The 19,788-nt window shown below is 35.6% G+C and carries 16 protein-coding genes; 14 read left to right on the top strand and 2 right to left on the bottom strand.

What is annotated here, in order from left to right:
• The first annotated feature begins 1 nt into the window (after nucleotide 1).
• Genes ACO6HM_RS09085 through ACO6HM_RS09075 form a run of 3 tightly spaced genes read left to right on the top strand, consistent with a single transcriptional unit; the run spans nucleotide 2 to nucleotide 3,244 of the window.
• Entirely contained in the window at nucleotides 2-835 is an 834-nt protein-coding gene (locus tag ACO6HM_RS09085) for a transketolase (RefSeq protein WP_485390738.1), read from the top strand.
• Nucleotides 828-1,763: a transketolase family protein gene (locus ACO6HM_RS09080; RefSeq protein WP_485390737.1), complete on the top strand. Its 936-nt coding sequence runs from the start codon at nucleotides 828-830 to the stop codon at nucleotides 1,761-1,763. The genes ACO6HM_RS09085 and ACO6HM_RS09080 overlap by 8 nt, the downstream gene beginning before the upstream one ends.
• A 2-nt stretch (nucleotides 1,764-1,765) precedes the next feature.
• Entirely contained in the window at nucleotides 1,766-3,244 is a 1,479-nt protein-coding gene (locus tag ACO6HM_RS09075; RefSeq protein ID WP_485390736.1) for an FGGY-family carbohydrate kinase, read from the top strand.
• A gap of 200 nt (nucleotides 3,245-3,444) precedes the next feature.
• Here the strand turns inward: ACO6HM_RS09075 and ACO6HM_RS09070 are convergent, their stop codons facing one another.
• Nucleotides 3,445-3,849, bottom strand: a complete 405-nt coding sequence (locus ACO6HM_RS09070) for an AAA family ATPase (protein WP_485390735.1) — start codon at nucleotides 3,847-3,849, stop codon at nucleotides 3,445-3,447.
• Between the two features lie 520 nt (nucleotides 3,850-4,369).
• On the opposite strand from ACO6HM_RS09070, the gene ACO6HM_RS09065 reads away from it, so the two are divergent.
• Nucleotides 4,370-5,476 (top strand): HigA family addiction module antitoxin, encoded by a 1,107-nt coding sequence (locus ACO6HM_RS09065; protein WP_485390734.1) that lies wholly within the window; start codon nucleotides 4,370-4,372, stop codon nucleotides 5,474-5,476.
• 282 nt (nucleotides 5,477-5,758) lie between these two features.
• Here ACO6HM_RS09065 and ACO6HM_RS09060 read toward each other — a convergent pair whose 3' ends face one another.
• Complete coding sequence (locus ACO6HM_RS09060) at nucleotides 5,759-7,657, bottom strand: glycoside hydrolase (protein ID WP_485390733.1); 1,899 nt, start codon at nucleotides 7,655-7,657, stop codon at nucleotides 5,759-5,761.
• Between the two features lie 131 nt (nucleotides 7,658-7,788).
• On the opposite strand from ACO6HM_RS09060, the gene ACO6HM_RS09055 reads away from it, so the two are divergent.
• The 10 genes from ACO6HM_RS09055 (at nucleotide 7,789) to ACO6HM_RS09010 (ending at nucleotide 19,639) form a co-directional block, all read left to right on the top strand.
• Nucleotides 7,789-9,150 (top strand): ABC transporter substrate-binding protein, encoded by a 1,362-nt coding sequence (locus ACO6HM_RS09055; RefSeq protein WP_485390732.1) that lies wholly within the window; start codon nucleotides 7,789-7,791, stop codon nucleotides 9,148-9,150.
• Between the two features lie 91 nt (nucleotides 9,151-9,241).
• Nucleotides 9,242-10,120: a carbohydrate ABC transporter permease gene (locus ACO6HM_RS09050; protein WP_485390731.1), complete on the top strand. Its 879-nt coding sequence runs from the start codon at nucleotides 9,242-9,244 to the stop codon at nucleotides 10,118-10,120.
• A gap of 15 nt (nucleotides 10,121-10,135) precedes the next feature.
• Nucleotides 10,136-10,978, top strand: a complete 843-nt coding sequence (locus ACO6HM_RS09045; RefSeq protein WP_485390730.1) for a carbohydrate ABC transporter permease — start codon at nucleotides 10,136-10,138, stop codon at nucleotides 10,976-10,978.
• 48 nt (nucleotides 10,979-11,026) lie between these two features.
• A complete protein-coding gene (locus ACO6HM_RS09040; protein WP_485390729.1) occupies nucleotides 11,027-12,043 on the top strand; it encodes a LacI family DNA-binding transcriptional regulator in 1,017 nt (338 codons plus the stop codon).
• Nucleotides 12,044-12,059: 16 nt separating this feature from the next.
• On the top strand, nucleotides 12,060-13,616 hold the full coding sequence (locus tag ACO6HM_RS09035) for a GH35 family beta-galactosidase (RefSeq protein WP_485390728.1): 1,557 nt from the start codon (nucleotides 12,060-12,062) through the stop codon (nucleotides 13,614-13,616).
• A gap of 146 nt (nucleotides 13,617-13,762) precedes the next feature.
• Nucleotides 13,763-15,118: a glycoside hydrolase gene (locus ACO6HM_RS09030; protein ID WP_485390727.1), complete on the top strand. Its 1,356-nt coding sequence runs from the start codon at nucleotides 13,763-13,765 to the stop codon at nucleotides 15,116-15,118.
• A 31-nt stretch (nucleotides 15,119-15,149) separates the two neighbouring features.
• Nucleotides 15,150-16,178 (top strand): LacI family DNA-binding transcriptional regulator, encoded by a 1,029-nt coding sequence (locus tag ACO6HM_RS09025; RefSeq protein WP_485390726.1) that lies wholly within the window; start codon nucleotides 15,150-15,152, stop codon nucleotides 16,176-16,178.
• A gap of 248 nt (nucleotides 16,179-16,426) precedes the next feature.
• The gene (locus tag ACO6HM_RS09020) at nucleotides 16,427-17,797 is read left to right on the top strand and encodes an ABC transporter substrate-binding protein (protein ID WP_485390725.1); all 1,371 of its coding nucleotides are present in this window, start codon (nucleotides 16,427-16,429) and stop codon (nucleotides 17,795-17,797) included.
• A gap of 83 nt (nucleotides 17,798-17,880) precedes the next feature.
• A complete protein-coding gene (locus tag ACO6HM_RS09015) occupies nucleotides 17,881-18,813 on the top strand; it encodes a carbohydrate ABC transporter permease (protein ID WP_485390724.1) in 933 nt (310 codons plus the stop codon).
• Nucleotides 18,788-19,639, top strand: a complete 852-nt coding sequence (locus tag ACO6HM_RS09010) for a carbohydrate ABC transporter permease (protein ID WP_485390723.1) — start codon at nucleotides 18,788-18,790, stop codon at nucleotides 19,637-19,639. Before ACO6HM_RS09015 ends, ACO6HM_RS09010 begins: the two co-directional genes overlap by 26 nt.
• Nucleotides 19,640-19,788: the final 149 nt, after the last annotated feature.

Here is a 19,788-nt window from a genome sequence, read left to right as displayed (position 1 = left end):
TATGAATGAATTAAAAGTGAAGTCGTATGAGCTTAGAAAGGATATTGTAGACATTATTAGAGCAGGTGGCGGTGGTCATATTGGAGGCGATTTGTCGGTAATTGATATCCTAACTGAAATTTACTTTAATCAGCTTAATATTACTCCTGAAACAGCTCAATCTCCAGACAGAGACCTATTCGTCTTGAGTAAAGGCCATGCGATGGAAGCATATTATGCAGTGCTCTGTGCACGAGGATTTCTGAAACTAAACGATGTAAAGGATGGGTTCTCAAAACTAGGTTCACCTTATATAGGACATCCTAATAATAAGCTTCCAGGAATAGAAATGAATTCAGGCTCATTAGGACACGGTCTTCCTGTTTCTGTGGGCATGGCACTTGCCTGTAAAATGGATAATAAACATAATAGGGTGTTTGTGGTAACAGGTGATGGCGAACTTGCAGAGGGTTCAAATTGGGAGGCTGCAATGTCTGCCGCTATGTTCAAGTTGGATAATTTAATTTGGGTTATAGATAGAAATCATTTGCAGATATCGGGTGGAACTGAGGATGTAATGGCGCTTGATGACCTAACAAATAAAATAGAGGCGTTTGGATGGGAAACCATTGAGGTAAAAGACGGAAACAATCTTGATGAGTTACACAATGCATTTGAACAGGCAAAGATGGTAAAGACAAAGCCGGTATGTATAGTAGCCAATACTATCAAAGGGAAAGGTGCCTCCATTTGCGAGAATAAGGCTGATTGGCATCACCATCTCCCAAATGATGAAGAGTATGAGTCAATAATAAATGATTTTAATAAGAGGAAGGAGGAACTCGAACGTGAATAAGATTCCAAATCGAAAAGTTATATGTGATGTGCTAATGGAGAAGGCAAAGGATGATAGTGATATAGTAGTATTATGCAGTGACTCGAGGGGTTCAGCTTCACTTTCGCCTTTCTTCAAAGAATTTCCTAAGCAGTCTATTGAAATGGGGATAGCGGAACAAAATCTGGTTGGAGTAGCAGCAGGCATGGCTAAATGCGGGAAAAAGCCTTTTGCTGCCAGTCCTGCAGCTTTTCTTACGACAAGAAGTTACGAGCAGTGCAAGGTAGACTGCGCATATTCACGAACTAACGTAAAGCTAATTGGAATATCAGGTGGAATAAGTTATGGTGCTTTAGGGATGAGTCATCATTCTGCTCAAGATATAGCTGCTATGTCGTCTATTCCAGGAATGAGGGTATATCTGCCAAGTGACAGACATCAAACAAGAAAGTTAATTGAAAGCCTTCTTGAAGATGAGGAGTGTGCATATATAAGAGTTGGAAGAAATCCGGTCGAGGACATATATAGTGAGAACGAATGCCCATTTGAAATGGATAAGGCAACCATCCTAAAAGAAGGAAATGATGTCGCAATTATTGCTTGTGGTGAACTGGTTTATCATGCTTATAATGCTGCAAAAATACTTGAAGATAAGGGAATATCTGCATCTGTACTTGACATGTATTGCATTAAGCCAATTGATAAGGAGGCAGTCATAAAGGCTGCAGGAAAAGCAAAATTTGTATTAACAGTTGAGGAACACTCCCCTTTTGGAGGGCTTGGTTCAATGGTTGCTCAAATCATAGGGGAAAATTGTCCTAAGACCTGTGTGAACATTTCACTTCCAGATGAGCCGGTAATCACTGGAACATCATCAGAGGTCTTTAAGCACTACGGGCTGGATACAGATGGGATTGTAGATAAAGTCATTGATATTATGAAGAGGTAGTTATGAAATATATTTTATCTATAGACCAAAGTACACAAGGAACTAAAGCCTTGCTTTTTGATGAAAGAGGAAGGGTTGCTTGCAAAGCAGATAAGTTACATAAGCAAATTATTACAGAGAAAGGATTTGTTGAACATAATCCGGAAGAAATATACTGTAATGTAATCGCTGTATGTAAGGAAATTATTAGTAAATATGAAATAGAGCCTAATGATATTAAAGCTCTGGGTATTTCTAATCAAAGAGAAACTTCGGTAGCTTGGAACAGGGAAAATGGAATTCCCCTATGTAATGCTGTTGTATGGCAGTGTAGAAGGGGCGAACAGATATGTGAAGAACATAGGAGAGAAGGACTTGAAGAATACGTTAAAAATACTACAGGACTTCCACTATCACCATACTTTCCTGCGTCAAAGCTACAGTGGATAATTGATAATATACCGGATGCAATAAAACTGGCAAAGGAAAACAAGCTTGCCTTTGGAACTATAGATAGTTGGCTTATATATAAGTTGACGGAAGGGAAAAGTCATAAGACAGATTATTCAAATGCTTCCAGAACTCAGCTATTTGATATTAATAAGCTAAGATGGGATGAGCATCTTTGCAGTAGTTTTAAAATACCTTTATCTGCATTACCTGAGGTAGTCATGTCAGACTCTGTTTTTGGTTACACAGATGTAGGAGGTATTTTTGACAATAAGATTCCAATTTGTGCTGTAATGGGAGATAGTCATGCTGCACTGTTTGGGCAGAACTGTAGAGCAGAGGGCGGAATAAAGGCAACATATGGCACGGGTTCATCTGTCATGTTAAATACAGGCAAAAGAATAATCATCAGCAAAAAAGGTTTGGCAACATCGTTAGCTTGGGGAATGAATGGTGTAATCAATTATGTGCTTGAAGGAAATTTGAATTATACCGGTGCAGTTATTTCTTGGTTAAAAGATGAGGTACACCTTATAGATAGTGCAGCAGAGACAGAAGAATTAGCAATAAAAGCTAACAAGGCAGACGAGGCTTTTTTTGTTCCTGCATTTACAGGGCTAGGTGCACCTTATTGGAAACCTGATGCTAAAGGATGTCTCACAGGTATTACGAGAACTACGGGACGTAATGAAATTGTTAAAGCCTGTTTGGAATGCATAGGATATCAGATTACAGACTTGATAAAAATTATGCGAGAGGAATCAAATGAAGATATAAGAGTTATCAATGTTGATGGTGGACCTACAAGTAATAAATATTTAATGAGATTTCAAAGCGATATTGCTGATATAAATGTTAGGATTCCTGAGCTCAAAGAGCTTTCAGCGTTGGGTGTAGCATTTATGGCTGGAATCAAAATGGGAATTTACGACTCTAATCAAATATTTGATGGAATAAAGTATGAGGAGTATAGCCCGAGTGCTGACAATGATTTAAGGAATAAAAAATACGAAGGATGGAAGAAAGCAGTAAATCAAGTTATTAAAGTGTAAAAAGGAAAAATATCAGTCTGCAATATAGGCTTAGAAAAAGTAAGTTCAACCCGCTATTCAAACAAATACTTGAATACAGGAGTTGAACTTACTAATTTGATTAAATATCTTCTATCAACCAATCAATAACATTGATTATTTTAATTCCATTTTCGGAGATAATGAAATCTCTATCGAAAGTCAGTATGATTTTTTCATAGTTATTCTATTTCGGTATCTCCTATTTTTCCAATAAAAACCCTGTAATGTCTCCTTATAAGCTCCAGAAATACAATATTTTCCAAGATATGTCCTCTATCTGCATCTCTGTATCCAAGAAGCATATTTCTAAAACCTAAATCAACAATGTAGTTTTTATCAAGAGTTTTAAGCAGCTGTTTTCCTTTTATATCATACCTGCCGGAAAGCAGTGTAGCAAACTCTGAAGATAATAAATAGGCATTTGAACCTGTAATGTATATATCAACGTCATAGTCTAACCTAAAAGATTCTATTGCTTTTTCCCAATCGGATACTACCTGAAGTTCGTCAAAAAGAAGATAAGTTTTGCATGTATTATCTATCCTATCGCTTACATATTGGTAAAAAGAGAGGTGGTTAGACAATGAATTATATTTTTTTGAATTATAAGTTTGAAAAATATCATTATATTCCTGCTTTTCGTATATTGAAGTTGAAAACAGTTAAAATTATAGCCTAATGAATATTTTGGTAGTATCAAGTGAGACACAATAAAATCTGAGTGTCTGCTCATAATTTTATAAAGTCTTTATATTATCTGCCTTTTCTGTAGCCCTTATTTACCATTATTGTCTTTAAATAACATATATTAAAAATATTTACATTGAACATAAACTGTGCTATAATTTTTATTACCAAAATAGTAATGAAATTGAAGGGGGACAAAAATTAAAATTGGGGATGAAGATACTAATTTTCCTCCTTTTCACTTTGAACACTTAAAAGGTGACAGAAAAGATGAATGGAGCATACGCTTAGGGAATACAGGATATAGAGTTACAATGATTCCTTGTGATGTCAGTGAAAACGAAATCACAGAAGGAGATATTTTAGCACAGTGTAAAATGATTAAAATTGTAAAGGTGACGGAGGTGTCAAACCATTATGAGTAATGTAAATGAATACAAAGATATAGTGGCCTTTCACCCTGGGTATTATATTGCAGATGTTATTGAAGACATGGAAATTAGTCAGGCTGAGTTTGCAACAAGAATGGGGACAACAGCAAAGACATTAAGCCAGTTGATAAATGGGCAGGCTAATATATCTAATGACTTAGCGAAGAAGCTTTCTGTAATGCTTGGTACCAGTCTAGATGTATGGCAGAATTTACAGAATACTTATGATCAGAAACTTATTGAGATACAACTGGCCAAGGATATTGATGCACAGGCAGAACTTGTGAAAGAGATAGATTATAAGTATTTTATTGACGTAGTTGGTTTGCCAACGACAAGAAGCATCAAGGATAAAGTGGCAAACTTATGTAAGTTTTTCAAAGTTGCAGATTTAAGAATTATGTTGAAACAGGATTTTTTAGTGAACTTTAGAACAAGTTCATCTTGCAATAAAGAGAAACACATTATTAATTCCAGAGCTTGGATTCAAACAGCTATGAATTTTTCAAAAAGCATTGAGACTAAGCCTTACAATGCAGTAAAATTAAAAGGATATTTACCGGAGCTTAGAGGTATGACTCTAAAGGAACCTGAAGAGTTCTTGCCAAGAATGAATGAAATTTTTGCCGAATGTGGTATCGCATTTGTCCTATTACCGCATTTGAAGAATTCAGGAGTGAATGGAGCAGTTAAGTGGGTGACAGAGGATAGAGTAGTGCTTGCGATGAATAATAGAGGACTTAATGCAGATAAGTTTTGGTTTTCATTATTTCATGAAATAAAGCATGTGCTGCAGCAGAAAATTAAAATGGTATTTATTAGTACTAAAGTTGAGGAGATGATGGATATTAATAATAACCTTGAATTAGAAGCAGATAAATTTGCTACAAATTATCTGATTTCTCCTGCGGACTATAAAAGGTTTGCTCCATCTAAATATACTTCTGATGATGAAATAGTTGAATTTGCAAATACAATTGGAATTCACCCTGGAATTGTAGTTGGAAGATTGCAGCACGAAGGAATAATTGCCCAGAACAGATGCTCAAAACTTAAAGAAAAGTATGTGATTGAAATAAAACATACTGCTTAAAGCAAATGTTATTTTCAAGGTAATTGCATCGCTCTTTTTAGATTCATTTTGTCTAAATTAAGTGCTTTGGAGATGTTTTAACAATAAAAAACAGATGGTTTTTTACACTATCAGACGCCATTACCGGGAAAAGATATGGGAAAGGTGATAGGAGAAAGCTTATATATAATAGATTCTAATTTTGTGACACTAAGTAAATAGTAAAAGGGTGAAAATCCAGTCAACCAGATATTCACCCTTTTAGTCTTAATAGTACTTATTCTGCATATAATTCAATAGTTTCTATTTTACCAACTCAAATTTCCATTGTTGATTTTCATATCCATAATAATCATATTGGTCGATGTTATTGCCATCAGTCATGTCTCCGTTTTTAATACCTAGCGCCTTCCCGCTATTTTTGTTAATTATAGAGAAATAACCATTATGTAAATCAATAATACTCCATAATTGATTACTATCGCCGTTTGCCTGCCATAACTTCATGATCACACCGTTTCTCCTTGATGCTCGAGGGACATCAAGCATCTTTGCTGCATTAACATTTGCTATATAATATTCACCTAAGTCATTACAAATAAGTTTCCAGCCTTGACTCTTACTACTGTCTGATTTTTCTGCTATTATTATTTCTGCACTATTTTCAGGAGAAGAATTTCTTATGTCCAAAACCTTAGTGTTGTCTGATTTATTTACTATTTTATAGACAGAATTTCTATCAAAAGCAGGTTCGAGATTAGTCATAGCATTCTCGATGACAAACGTAGTTATTGACTGAGGAGAAATAACAACATTAAGTGAATTACCGTCAATAGGCATATTGTCAAGCATGTTTAGATTCTCATTAGGGGATGTTCTGTATATGCTAACATCGCTCCCTAAAGTAGAAAACTTTGACAAATCGAAGGTGTAGTTATGACTATATTTAGAATCATTAATCACAACAAAACATAGCCTGTTTGTATCTTTATTCAATGAGGCCAGAATGTTTGGGTTATTGGCGCCTATAATAGTGGAACAGGGTCTTATGAACTTTGAAAAATTAGCCATACCATAGTACTGTTTGGTTATCTCATATTCCTCATCGCCCTTAAAGTTAGCATGAATAAGGCCCCAATTGTTAGTGTAAAACTCTTCTTCAACAGCTTGCCAATATACCCAAGTCTCAGGTTGTAACTCCCTAACATCATCTCTAATTTTATGCGCTAAGACAAGCGCGCTATCAATGGCATTATGATCATGTTCGCCTACACCTACTCCAAATTCTGACACAGACAAGCGTTTTCCGGTACAAAGCGAGATTGAATTAAGAAGCAATCTTTCATTTCCAAAATATGAATGAGTATTGATTTTGCCAATAGCAGATTTTGCATTGTCATCATAGGTATCCCAAGATGATAATGTAGATTTAAATTCAAACCCCTCAGGACCCGCTAAAGTAACATTAGAAAGTTCCTTTGAAGCAAATACATCTTTCATGACTTTAAATAGCTTATTTTGCTCCTCTCTAGTGTAGTGACATCCCTCCTGTCTATTGTTAACTTTCCACCAAGGACCGTTTGGCTCGTTAATAGGAGAAATAGAGTCGAATGTGACGCCAAATCTATCTTTGAAAAGTAAATAGACTTCTGCCAAATAATTTGCATAATCATCATAATAATCAGGTCTTAGATTGCTTTTTCCGTCGATATTCCCAGCAGAGCAACCACTATAAGTCATCCAGAAAGGTGGAGTTTTTGAAAATCCCTCAACTATGTTGACACCTCTTTCAATTGCACCATTTAAAATCTGTCGTTGTGTGGCATCCGCATTGTAATCCCAAACGCCGGGGTATGGCTGATAACCTTCAAGCATAGCACCATTTCTCATATGCGTATGACTTGGATTATCACCACCACCGATATTATAACGAGCAACATTAAATCCCAAACCATTCGACTCGTCAAATATTAAATCCAGTATTTCGTTCTTCTTTGTCTCATTTTTCCAACTACCGATTGCATTACCCCACCAAGACAGAGAAGTTCCCCATCCTTTAAGAGTTTGAAAAGAGTACTCAGGGCTAATGATGACATTTATTGTATCCTTAGCTTGTGTAGGTGAAAACAAAAAAGATAATATAACAAATAGCACGAGTGAGCAGCTGACTAATCCCTTGGTAATACTTTTCAATTTATTCATAAAACCTCCTTGTTTATTGTGAAAAATAATGTTGATAATAATTGATATTGACAAACATACAGCAATATGATAAAATGTAAACGTTTACAAGTAGTACAAATTAATTATATTATACAAAGGGGGAAATGTCAATGAAACATTTAAGAAGTGTAAAACTACTGGCAGCTGTTATGGCAGCTATTTTTGCAATAAGTGCTTGTGGAGAGTCAACACCAAATCAGACCGGAAGTAAAGCAGATACAGCTAAAGCAGACAGTAGTGTCACAAAAACGAGTACTGTTAAGAGCGATGATACTGCATCAAATGAGAAAGTAGAGCTTAGATTTCTTTTATGGGGAAACCAGAAAGAAATTGAGTACAAAACCAAGTGGACAGATGAGTTTAATGCAACACATGATAATATTAAAGTAAATCTCGAAGCGATACCAGAAGGCTTTCATGACAAACTCACAGTACAAGTTTCTTCAAACACACTTGCTGATTTAGTACAGATTGCCGGAGACTTCGGCGGTGAATATTTTAAGAAGGGCATATTTGCTCCATTAGATTCATATATTGAAAAAGACGGGTTAAAAGGTGCTTGGGTAGATAGCCTTATGAGTGGGCTTTCTTACAATGGAAGCGTTTATGCTGCACCAACCACTTTTTATTCAGGCTTCATTATTTACAATAAGACAATGTTTGAAGAAAACAATGTGCCTCTACCAACTAACGATTGGACAGAAGAAGATTTTCTAAAGGCAGCCAAGGCATTAACAAAAGGAGAAGGTGATAACAAGGTTTGGGGAGCAGATTTCTCATCCTGGTGGGCATATTCCCTTGCGAGAAATCTCTACGACGGATACAAGGCTTGGGATTGGGAGTCAGGAAAGATGACCGCTGATACCGAGGGATTTAAGGACGGTGTCCAGTTTATGACAGATTTGTATAGAGTTCACAAGATTTCCCCAACTCCTACAATGGCTAAGGATGTAGGAGGAACTTTTGAAACAGGCAAGTACGCAATGACTGTAGGAGCTTCTTGGGATATGGCAAGCTTTAACGAGGCTATTGGAGATAAATTTGAATGGGATATCGTAACCTTTCCTTCAAATTCAAAGTACGGTAAATGGAGATCACCGCTTTGGACAACAGCTATTGGTATTTCAGCAGACTGTCCTCATAAGGATGAGGCTTGGGAATATATTAAATATATGTCTGCCCAAGGAAAAGTGCAGGAAGAAATGGAGGTTATAGGCCTTCCTGCGTTAAAGGCAATAAGCGAGGATAGTAACTTTATTAACAATATACCAAAGGGATGGAAGAAATTTAATAAATCAGTATTTTTTGATGCTCTTGATTACGCAGTGGATGGAGTGGTACTTAATGAAATACAGGATGAAATAATTAAGGTTGAACTTGAATTGCTATTTTCAGGCGAACAGGATCTTGATACAACATTAAAGAATATCCAGACAAAGGGACAGCTTAAGTTAGATAGAATGAAAGAGTAACATTATTTTCCGGTGCCTTGTGGTAAAGTATTTAGCACAAGGCACCAAAATTTAACTAAAAATACAGAAAGTAATATTTGGAGGAATGATTATGAGGCATAAGAAGAATCAGGCGAAATACTTTTATCTGTTTATAATGCCATGGTTTTTGGGTTTCTTTCTGTTAACCTTTATGCCACTGGTGTATTCAATTTATCTTTCGCTCACGAAGTACAATGGTATTACTATGCCACAATTTATAGGACTAAGAAACTACATTGATTTATTGCTTTATGATGATTTATTTAGGAAAAGTCTTATAAACTCTTTTCACTATGCTATATTAGCTGTTCCTACAAGCTTGATACTAGCACTGTTTATGGCATTTTTATTATCCAAGGAAGTTAAAATAAGTAATATTTTTCAAATAATTTTCTACTTCCCTTCAATTGCAGCAGGAGCAGCGGTTTTTGCGGTTATTAAATACTTGTTAAGAGGCGAGGGAGGATTGATAAATTATATATTATCAATATTCCATATAGAAGGTCCATTCTGGTTAACCGATACAAAATGGGCAATGACCTCCCTTGTAATTGCAAACCTTATCTTCTGTGGGCAGCAAATGCTTATATTTTTAGCAGGCATTAAGCAGATCCCCGTCTCTTACTATGAGGCTGCAAAAATAGATGGGGCTGGAAGTATAAAGTGCTTTTTTAAGATAACATTTCCACTCATAGCCAATGTGTTTGTATTTAACCTGATTATGGGAATAATAGGAGCTTTTCAGGTATTTGTTCAACCGCTTATCATGACTGAGGGAGGACCTTTTAAGAAGACCTATATGTATGGAATGTATATATATGACAGTGGATTTAGCCATGGTAGATTTGGATATGCAGCTGCTCTTGCGTGGATTATGTATATAATCATTTTATTCATAAGTTTAGTTGTATTAAGGTCGCTAAGAAAACTTATGAATTATACAGAATAGAAAGGGGATGGGACTATGCTTAAGAAAGCAAGCTTATTAGTTTGGATTATAATATGCTGTATTTTAGGAATAATATTTCTACTTCCATTTATTTGGATGCTATCCACTTCATTAATGGGAACCGAGCAGATAGTTAAATATCCACCTGAGATATTTCCATCTCCAATTACATTAAGATCATTTAAATATATATTTGAAAGCACGCACTTCTTTATGTATTTTAAGAATAGTAGTATAATAACAATACTAAATATTATAGGAACTCTAATAAGTACCACTTTAGTAGCTTATGGATTTGCAAAGTACGATGCAAAGTTAAAGGGGTTTTGGTTTACTATCCTCATTTCAACAATGATGGTGCCTTACTTTGTAACAATAATACCCTTGTACAACATATACGCTAAGCTTAGGTTTACGAATACCATATTACCGTTAATTCTACCTAATATGCTGGCTGGAAGCAGCTTTAGTATTTTTCTTTTACATCAGTTCTTTAAGAGTTTCCCAAAGGAAATAGAAGAGTCGGCCAGAATAGACGGTTGCAGTGAAATTAAAATTTTGTTCAAGATGGTTATTCCAAATTCAAAGGCAATTTTATTTGTAGTTGCAATTTTTATGTTTGTGTGGACGTGGAATGATTACTTTGGTCCTGCAATTTTTTTAAATGATGAGCCAAAATATACCTTAGCAGTTGGACTTATATTCTTAAATTCTTCAATAAGTGGGTATAAAGACGCATTAGATCAGGGACCGGTAATGGCAATGGCATTATTAACAGTTTTACCTATAATAATACTTTATTCTTGCTTCCAAAAATATTTTATTAGAGGTATAGTATCAAGTGGATTAAAAGGATAAACAATGAATGCTTGAAAAGCTAAATATAAGAACGTCGGAGAAAATGATATGAATAAGAAAATTACTATTGTAGAATTAGCTGAAATGGCTGGAGTATCTACAGCAACGGTTTCAAGGGTAATTAACGATACGGGAAAAGTTGAAAAAGAAAAGAAAGAAAAAATACTAGAGTTAATCGATAGATATGATTACAGACCAAATCAAATAGCTAAGGCTCTACAGGCAAGCAGGTCGAATACAGTTGGTTTCGTTGTTCCGCACATAAACAGCCCATATTACGCGAGAATATTTTATGAGACCGAAATTGCAGCAAAAAAGATGGGATACACGATTTTGTTGTGCAATTCAGAATCAGATAAGCACCTTGAGAGTAATATATTGAATACATTTATGTCTGCAAATGTGAGAGCAATTGTTTTTATGGGAGGTAGGCTAGACGATACAAACATTGATAAAAAATATCTGGATGAATTGAAAAAAATCAATAAAAAAATCCCAATTATTGCCTGTGTAGACGTTGCTGAATTAAATTGTGTTCAAGTATATCAGGAACAAAAGTTAAGCAGTAAAGAGCTTTTAGAACATTTGGCGCAAGAGGGATATAAAGATGTTGCATTGCTTGGGGGCTTTGGGAACATCAGAACCACAGCAGAGAGACGAAATGAGATAATAGAAAGTGCTGGAAAATATGGAATAAAGATAAGAAAAAAAATAATAGAAAGCGATTATTCTGTCGAAGGTGGCAACATTGCAATGCAACAGCTTTTAAAGTGCGGGAAAATGCCCGAAGCAATAATATGTATAAATGATCTAGTGGCAATAGGAGCACTTAGTGAGACTTATAAAAATAATATAAAGGTTCCGGAAGATATTGCAATTTCAGGCTATGATGGACTCGATATATCAAGCTTTGTGTATCCCGGTATAACTACAGTAGCTTGCAATTTTAAGGAGTATGCAGAAACTATAGTTAATATAATCAATAATATTGAAAGTGTTGCAAAAAATACCAGAAAATCAATTAGTACAGAGCTTATAGTAAGAGGTTCAACGAAAATAAGCTGAAAAGGAGAAAGGTAGAATGAAAGACTTGCCACAGATTAAAAGATTTAATGGGGGATATATGCTTTTTGTTGAAGGTAAGCCATATATCATGCTTGCTGCGGAAGTGCATAATTCTGCTGCATCCTCAGCAGAGTATATGAAAATCGTCTGGGAAAGAGTGAAGGAGTTAAACTGTAATACACTTCTTGTGCCTGTTTACTGGAATATGATAGAAAAGCAAGAGAATGATTTTGATTTTACTATGGTAAAACATTTAATTATAGAAGCGCGTACAAATAGGGTTAAGCTTGTACTACTATGGTTTGGAAGCTGGAAAAATAGTTTGTCAACATATACTCCTAACTGGGTTAAACTGGATTTAGCCAGATTTCCGAGAGTAGAGAGCGAAGCAGGGATGAAAACAAAAATTTTAAGCATGTTTAAAAGTGATATCTTATCAGTAGAAATCAATGCATTTAAAACTTTTATGAAATTTATAAAAGATTTTGATGAAAAAGAACAGACGGTTTTAGCAATTCAGGTGGAAAATGAAGTAGGTATTCTTGGCCCTACAAGGGATTTTAGAAAAGAAGCAGGCGAAGCATATAAGGGATACATAAATGAAGATTTAATAGAAAACATTAAAAGTAATAGTACTACAAATTTGATAGCAGCAGATAATGGTAACTGGGAAGAAGTATTTAGAGAAAATGCTGCTGAAGCATTCATGTGTGCAAATTATGCTTCATACTTGGATAAATTGGCAAGGACAGGAAAGGAAGTATATAGACTACCGTTGTTTACTAATGTATGGCTTAAGGGTGAAGGCGAAGAGGCGGGAACGTATCCTAGTGGAGGACCTGAGCCTGAGATGTTAGGAATATGGAAAGCTGTGGCACCAAACTTGGACTTTTTATCACCTGACATATACGCATTTGAATTTGAGAAAATTGCAGATTTATATTCAGGAGAAGACAATCCTTTGTTCATACCGGAAACAAGGAGGGATAAGTGGGCTATACCGAACTTATATGTGGCTATAGGAAAGTATAATACATTATGTTATTCACCTTTTGGAGCAGAGAGTATTGGCGAGGATAAATCATTTATAACGGGAATCTTTCACACAGATGTTAATGATAAAAATGTATCAAGTGAGGCGGTAAAAGATTATCTTTCAAAGAGCTATAGATTATTTAATCATATGATTCCTATAATTACAAAATACTATGGGACAGATAAAATGACGGGTTTTTCACAAAAAGAGGGTGAAAGCAAATATAAATGTAATATAGGAAAATATGTATTGAATATAGAATTTTATCATAAGATAGATGATAATAACGAATTTATCCCAGGGGCAGGAATGGTTATCCAGATAGCGACAGATGAACTTTTATTCATAGGATATGGATATAGGGTCGAGTTAGAGAGTATAAATGAAGGGAAACAAGTGGATTTCTTGTCACTGGAAAAGGGAACATATGATGAATATTGTAATTGGAAGAAATATATGGATTTAAATGGAGATGAGCAATATATCAGACTAGAAGAAGAACCGTCAATAATTAAGGCGAGTTGTTACGAGTTTTAATTTGCATTTTGAATTAGCATTTTAACATGGCAGGAACAAACAATTTGGCTTGTTCCTGCCATATTTTTAAAACTATATTGACTTCATGAAACCCATTTCATATAATTTAATTAACCCATTTCAAATTTACAAATATGGAGGATATTATGTCGGATAATAATATTATTTCTGTAGATATTTCGCAGTTAGATAAGGGGAGAAGATTTGAAGGATTCGGAACTTCCCTTTGTTGGTGGGGTAATGTCATAGGGAGATGGGAAGATGAGGAATTAGTTGAGAAAATCTGTGCCCTATTATTTGACAAGACTAATGGACTTGGGCTTAATATTTTACGCTATAACTTAGGAGGAGGTGAAAATCCACCAAATAAGAAAAACTTTAGGGTAGGGGCAGATATACCATGTATACTAATGCCTGATGGCAGTATTAACTTGGAAGCTGATAAAGCACAGTTAAGTATATTAAAGAAGGCGATTAAATATGGACTTGATACTGTTGAATTGTTCTTGAATAGTCCACCGTTAGCTATGTTAAAATATCCATCGACTGCAGGTGCAGATGACGGACTTTGTAATTTAAGAAAAGGGATGGAAGAAGACTTAGCACAATTTATAGTAAAAAGTGCATTGGCTATAGAAAATGAAGTTGGTATGAAAATATCGAGTATAGCTCCATTCAATGAACCTGTGTCTTTTTGGTGGAAAAGCGGCAATAATCAGGAAGGCTGCCACTTTGATGTAGATGAACAAAGTAGATTTATTGAGGTATTAGCAAAAGCAATAGAAGATGCAGGTCTTAACGAAACTAAGATAAGTGCACCTGAGTGTTGGAGTACTTTTGAGACTATATATTGTATCAACCATTATTCTGCACATGCATTGAGTAAGGTAAAACAGATAAATACACATTCTTATTTCAGCAATGAACAGAGTAGAAAAGAACTTTGCGAAATAGCACGGAGACTTAATAAACCGCTGTGTATGTCTGAAATAAGCTGCGGTGGAAATGCGGAGCATAATCATGGTGATGTCAGCGCTGGTATGGAATTGGCAAAAAACATAGGAGTTCACTTAAATGAAATGAAAGCATCCTCCTGGATTTATTGGCAAGCGGTCGAAAATGAACTAATGAAGCATAACCATGGACTTATGCACGCAAATTTTGAAGGAAAAGAAGAGTTCTTTTTGACCAAGCAGTATTATATCTTAGGAAACTATGCCAAGTTTATAAGACCTGGAATGATGGTGTATGATAGTGAAGATTCAAACATTGTAATAGCGATGAATGAAAATAATAGGAAGTTGGTTATAGTGGTTGTAAATGACAGCGAGAAAGCCAAGATACTCAAAATTCAGAATGTGAGTACTCATCAACCTAACAATTGTAATCTATACAGGAGCTCTGAGACAGAGAGCTTGCTGAAGATAAAAGCAGATACAAGTGGTATATATGAGATTACTCCGTATTCTGTAACAACTTTAGTATTTGATGATGAAACATAAGGAAAGTAGGCAAAGTATGCAGGAAAAGATAATGACTATTTATGATATAGCTAAGGCAGCAGGAGTATCTCCTGCTACTGTTTCAAGGGTTTTAACCGGAAATGCAAGAGTAAAAGAAGATAAAAAAGAGAAGATTTTAAGTATAATTAAAGAAAATGATTTTAAGCCTAACGCTCTTGCAAGAGGGTTGATTAATAAAGCAACGAAAACAATAGGATTTATAGTACCTGATATTACAAATCCATTTTTTTCGGGAGTGTTCTTAGAGGCTGAAAAAAAAGCACTAAGCCTTGGATACACAATGATTTTATGCAATTCTATGAACGATAACAGGATGAATCGTACCGGTGTAGAATCCCTGTATTTAGACCTGCTTCGTGAAAAACAGGTAGATGGTATAGTCATAATGGGGGGCAGGGCAAATGAAAAAAAGTCAGGCAAAGATCAGGTTGAGGAACTTAAGGCTATAACTGAAAAGATACCGGTTGTATTTATAAACGGTGCAATGTCAGGGGTTAAAAGTTATCATGTGGCAGCAGATGAGAAAAAAGGAATGAAAGAACTGATATATTATTTAGCAGAACTTGGACATAAAAAGGTGGGCTTTATTGGTGGTCGAAAAGGTATTACCTCAACAGATATAAAACTTAAAGCTTTCATGGAGGCCGTTGATAATAAGTTATTTAAAAGCAGGAAAGAATGGATAATAGATAGTAACTTTTCTGTTGAAGACGGATATGAAAGTATGAATAAGTTATTAGATTGTAAAAAGCTGCCTACAGCTGTGATGGCGGTAAATGATTTCACAGCCATCGGAGCGATTAATGCAGCAAAAGACAGAGGGATAAGGGTACCCGAGGATATTTCAGTTACAGGATTTGATGGAATTTATATGACTGATGCAGTTCGTCCAAGGATTACAACTGTTTCACAAAATTACTCTGAACTAGGAGCAAAAGCGATAGAAATTATTGATAAGCTTACTATTGGAGACAAAGTAAAAAGGAAATATATTATAGATACTGAGGTGTTGATTAAAGATTCTTGTGGACGTATTTGATAGTGAGGTAAACTTGTCACCTAAGAAGATTTAAGAAAAATATTTATAAAATAATGAATTTATTATTGACACATTGTAAAAAAGTAACTATAATCAAAATATGAAATGGGTTTCAAAAGACATAATTAATAATGTTATCCTAATACACTTAAACTATTAGCCTGGTTATCCTAGTAAAAAACTTGGTAATTAAATCAGAAAATAGGAGGAGTATTAAAAATTCTTAGCTAAAATGGAGGAGGAAAGGTATGAAAAAATCTAAATTACGGGTACTGGCAGTAGCTTTGGTCACAGGAATGATTCTGTCAGGGTGTGGGGCAGCCTCAAGTAGTGGCTCTTCTAAGAAGGAGTCGAAGGCATCAGATGGAAGTGCGAAGACAGCATCTGTAGCAAAGACTGAAACCTCGGGCGAAAAATCTAAGGAAGAAGTAACCCTAAAGATGGCTTGCTGGGGAAGTGAAAATGACATTAAGACTTATGAAGAGCGAGCAGCATTGGTACATGAAAAATATCCTGAGATAACGCTTGAGGTAATGGCTATACCAAATGATGGATATGACACTAAAGTACAAACCATGATAGCTTCGGGTGATGCACCTGATATTATACAGGTAGGAGAAGCAAGTAACTCCTACGCTTCTAAGGGAGTCTTAGAAGACTTGACCAAATTATCGGAAGCCGCAGGACTTGATCTTGCAAAGAGATTTGGAACAGCAACTTCTACATATACCTGGCAGAATACCTTGTATGCAATGCCTGATAGAGGCGGAGCTATGATAGTGTATTATAACAAGGATATGTTTGATAAGGCGGGAGTATCCTATCCTACAAAAGATTGGACTTGGAAAGACTTGCTTGAAGCGGCACAGAAACTAACAATTACTAAAGATGGAGTTGTAGAGCAGTACGGTTTTGCAGCCGGTGGCTGGTGGCCTTGGTGGATGAGCTTTATGTATCAGAACGGTGGAAGCATATTAGATAGCAATCTAGAAAAGGTTACAGTTAACTCTCCTGAAAATGTAGAAGCTATTAATTTCTATACTGACCTTGTGCATAAGTATAAAGTAGCACCTTCAGCTGATGACTATAGCCGCTTTGGACTTAAAGATGGACAGCCTGATCCTTTATTTGCGCAGGGACATTGCGCTATAAATATTACTGGATTTTGGAATGTAGGTTCTCTTGAAAGTGTAGAAGGACTTAATTGGGATATGGCGCCAATGTGGAAAAATAAAGTTGGAGCGACCTTCTCCTTTGGAAGTGGGTTAGCAATTCCTAAAGGAGGAAAAAATGTTGAGGCAGCTTTTCAAGCAATTGAATTTTTGACAAGTCTTGAAGGACAGAAGCCTATAGTTGAGAATAAGCAGGATGCACCTGCAAATGTAGAACTTCTTCAAAGTGACCTTTTCTTAAAGCCTGCATGGGCAGAGGGAAAGAACATGAACTTTAATGCGTTCGCTGAATCAGCTGATATTATAGTTTCTCCTCCTCTTCATCCAAAGTGGAATGAGATACAGCGTGTATTTGATGAAAACTTCAGTGTGTTGTTTGCTGAAGGAGGAGATTGTTCTGAAACACTTAAAAAGATAGAAAAAGAACTCAATGAAGTAATAAAATAAACAACTTGTATTAAGAATGGAGGGCTGTCGTGACGGATAAGAACCGCCACGGTGGCCCTTATTGAAATGGAAGGAGGGAGACCATGGGCTCCAAAATGAAAGCATCAAGGAGAGAAGCGATTTGGTTTTATATTTTTGTTTCGCCCTGGGTATTAGGTTTTTTATTTTTTTCTCTTGGTCCAATGATAGCCTCTTTTTTTTATAGCTTTACAGATTGGAATATGTTTGAAACACCACGCTTTATAGGATTTTCAAATTATATAAAGCTGCTGACTGGGGATAAAAATTTTTACAAGAGCCTATTTAATACATTTTTTTATGCGGGATTAACCGTTCCACTTTCATTGATAATATCTTTGCTTCTAGCTTTTTTATTAAGTTTCCGGGTTCGAGGGATGAAAATATTCAGAACCATATACTACTTGCCGGTTTTAGTGCCTCTCACAGCTGTGGCCTTTGTGTTCTTTTGGATATTTAATACACAGATAGGTCTTGCGAATCAGTTTTTGGGGCTGTTCGGCATAGAGCCACTATCCTGGCTATACGATGAAAATCTTATAAAATATGTCATCGTTTTTATGGGCTTATGGCAAGGAGGTGGAAGCCTTGTACTGGTACTTGCAGCCATAAACGGAGTGCCAAGGGCCTTATATGAGTCGGCAAGCCTTGACGGAGCGGGTGTATGGAAACAGTTTTGGAAGATTACGGTTCCACTTGTCTCGCCGGTTTTGTTCTTCAACCTTATTACAGGTCTTATTGGTTCTTTGCAGGTATTCACACAGTCTTATGTGCTTACTGATGGATATTACAAGCCCAACAATGCAGCACTGATGATAAGTAACTATCTATACCTCAAGGGATTTTCTGACTTCGAGATGGGATATGCCTGTGCACTGGGTTGGATAATCTTCATAATAATCATAATTTTAAGTGCAATAGTATTTCGTTCATCTGCAATGTTTGTATTTTACGAAGGAGAGGTGAAAATAAATGGGAAAAGAAAGAAAGCCGGTTGAAAAGATTATTGTATATGCTTTACTCATTTTCATAGGAATAATGTTTTTATCACCATTTATTTTTATGATATCTATTTCACTTGCCTCAGACTCGACTAATGTAAAAGGAGCATTTACCTTAATACCTAAGGAATTTCATTTTGAAAATTATCTTAAAATATTTGAAAAGAATTCCGCTATGGGTGCTCATTTGAGAAATAGTATAATCTTTGTATTTTTCTGCATAGTTGGGCAGGTATTCTCAAGTTCATTTGTAGCATTTGGCTTTGCAAGGCTTAGGGCAAAGGGGAAAAATATATTGTTTCTTATGCTTTTAGCTACTTTAATGATACCGCAGGATGTTTATATTATACCGCAGTTTATGTTATTTAAGAAAATAGGCTGGCTCAACACCTATCTCCCGATAATAGTACCTAATTTTTGTGGAGGAGCATTTAACATCTTCCTTATGCGTCAGTTTTTTATGACAATTCCTACTACTCTCGATGATGCTGCAAAAATAGATGGTCTGGGATATTTTGGAATATACAGAAGAATTGTTCTTCCCCTGATGAAGCCAATACTGATAGCGGTTGCGTTATTTACCTTTCAGTTTAACTGGGGATGGTTTTACGGTCCGTTGGTATTCATACAAGATAGAGAAAAATATCCTCTTGCAGTGGCGCTTAAGTATATGCAGGCATCTTCCGGAAACGCAGTTCCTAATTGGCATCTGGTTATGGTAGGAGCAATGTTTTTAACCATTCCTCCACTTATTACTTACTTTTTTGGACAGAAATATATACTTGAGGCTAATATTGCTGCCGGAAGTGCTTCTATGAAATAGACTAAAATTGTTATGAAATTTGCCGTTAAAACTTAATAGTTATGCACTTGATAAGGGAGCTGTTAAATTGATAACAGCTCTTACTGATTTTCCTGTACTTATTGACTATCCCCACAAACAAAGTTAGAATTATCATAACACTTTGAATA

It is taken from the genome of Catonella sp., from assembly GCF_057250765.1.
Note: the sequence above shows the minus strand (reverse complement) of the source record. Positions and strands in the feature narration are given on the sequence as shown.